2 protein-coding genes are annotated in these 2,173 nt (G+C 70.3%); both read right to left on the minus strand.

The features are described 5' to 3' along the window. Window positions 1-915 (minus strand): glycosyltransferase family protein (locus ABDJ40_RS24500; RefSeq protein ID WP_347613707.1); only part of this gene is annotated, 915 nt, incomplete at its 3' end. A gap of 68 nt (window positions 916-983) precedes the next feature. Continuing rightward, the coding region (locus ABDJ40_RS24505) for an HlyD family type I secretion periplasmic adaptor subunit (RefSeq protein WP_347613709.1) at window positions 984-2,173 on the minus strand (1,190 nt) is incomplete at its 5' end.

Consider the following 2,173-nt stretch of genomic DNA (forward strand, 5'->3'; position numbering starts at 1 on the left):
CTGGCTCCCCACCTCGGCCAGCATCTTTTCCCGCCAGTTCTTCGCGTCCTTGGGCCTCGCCCCATAGCTGACATCGTCACCCCCCACGATCACCACATGCGCGTTCCTGTGCTCCCGCTGCACCGCCGGCAGCGCGCGCATGAAGGTATGGAAGCCGCGGTAGGGCTCCAGGTTGCGGGCCACGTAGGTGATGACGGGTTTGTCAGGGTCGTTGGCCTTGAGGATCTCGCCGCTGGGGGTCTTGATGACGGCGTCCGGGTCCGGCCCCAGGTTCTCGGTGTCGATGCCCTCGTGCGCCACCGTGATCTTGTCCAGGTAGGCCGCGGGGTGCTGGGCCTTCTGCCAGTGGGTGGGGCTGATGCCGGCATCGCAGTTCTGCAGGTTCAGCAGGTGCAGGGCGTTCCAGCTGCGGATGCGCGCGAGGTCGTCGAAGGTGACGGGGAACTCGGGGTCGAAGCCCACGTCGGCATAGGGCCAGGTGGCGCGGTCGAGCTGGTCCAGGCCGTCCAGCGGCGGGGTGTTGTAGAACCACTCGCAGTAGTGCACGAGGCGGGTGTGGGGGAAGACGTCCTTGGCGTAGAGCGTCTCACCCCAGCCGGGGTGGGCCAGGATCACGTCGGGCGTGAAGCCCTCCTTCTTGAGCTGCAGCAGCACGCGCGCCACGGCCTGGCCGTGCAGCACGGCGTCTTCCATGCGGCGCAGGTAGTGATGCTGCTCGCGGTGCACGCCGCGGTGGGGTTTGTAGCGGATCAGGCGCAGGGCGCCGGGGCCGGTGCCGATGTCGGTCAGGCCGGGCAGGCCCGGCGCGGTGTCCCGGCCGATGCCGATGACCTGCCAGCCCGGGCGGCGGGCCCACTCCGCCGCCACGTGGCGGAACTGGCCGGGGAAGTTCTGGTGGATGAGCAGGATGCGCATGAGCAGTGGCGAACAGGCCTGATGAAGCCAGGCAAGGGAGGGAAGTCGCAGTCGAACGGGGGTCGCGCTCAGCGCTCGCCCAGGCTCTCCTGCACGTGCTGCTGCAGGGGGCTGAGGAGGTAGTCGATCACCCGGCGCTTCCCCGTCTTGATCTCGGCCGTGAGGTTCATGCCGGGCGCCAGCTTGATGGTCTTGCCGTCCACGTCCAGCTGATGGCGCTGCAGCACCAGGGTGGCGGGGAAGATGGCGCCGCGCTTCTCGTCATTGACCGCATCGGCGCTGATATGCCGCACCTGCGCCTCCACGGTGCCGTAGCGGGTGTAGGGGAAGGTTTCGAGCTTGATCTCGACCTGCTGGCCCTCACGCACAAAGCCCACGTCCTTGTTCTCCAGCACGACTTCGGCGGTCACCTCGGCGTCGTCGGGCACCAGCACCAGCAGGACCTGCGCCGGCGTCACCACGCCGCCGGGCGTGTGCACGGCCAGCTGCTGCACGGTGCCGGCCACGGGCGCGATGAGGCGGGTCAGGGCCTGGCGCTTCTGGGCCTTGATGCTTTCCTCGCCCAGCTCGCGGGTCTTGAGGTCTGACTGCGCCAGGCGGTCGCGCCAGCTGCGCTCGGTCTCGGCGATGAAGCTCAGCCGGCCGTGCTCGCTCTCCTTCAGCGCGGCCTGCGCCTCCTGCAGGCGCGCCTGCGCGGTGGCCAGGTCCCGCTCCAGCTCGATGCGCTCGCGCGTGCGGTCCTGCCCGGCGTGGCTGGACATGAAGCCCTGCGTGGAGAGCTGCTGGTAGTCCTTCTCGCGGGCCTGGGCCAGGGGCAGCGTGGTCTGCAGCTTGGCCACGGTCTGCTCGGCGGTGCGGATCTCGGCCTGGCGGCGCGAGAGCTCGGCCTGCAGCCGGGCCTGCTTGGCGGCGATGTCGGACCAGTCGCTGCGCAGCTGGGTGCGCGCAGCGGCGAGCTCGTCGGCGCTCAGCTCGGTCACGGGCTGGATCGCCGGCAGCGCGGCGCCTGAGAGCGCCTGCAGCACGGCCTGCGCGCGCAGCTTCTCGGACCAGGCCGCGGCGCGCTCCTGGGCCACGCGGGCGGCGTCGGCCGCGGTGAGCGTGGCGTCCAGCTCGATCAGCAGCTGGCCGGCCTGCACCTTGGCGCCGTCCTGCACATGGATGGCCTTGACGACGCTGGTCTCCAGGGGCTGCAGGGTCTTGCTGCGCTGGCTCACGATGATGCGGCCTTGCGCCACGGCCACGATGTCCAGCTGGC

Source organism: Roseateles flavus (genome assembly GCF_039872765.1).
In the GTDB taxonomy this organism is placed as follows: Bacteria; Pseudomonadota; Gammaproteobacteria; order Burkholderiales; family Burkholderiaceae_C; genus Roseateles_B; species Roseateles_B flavus.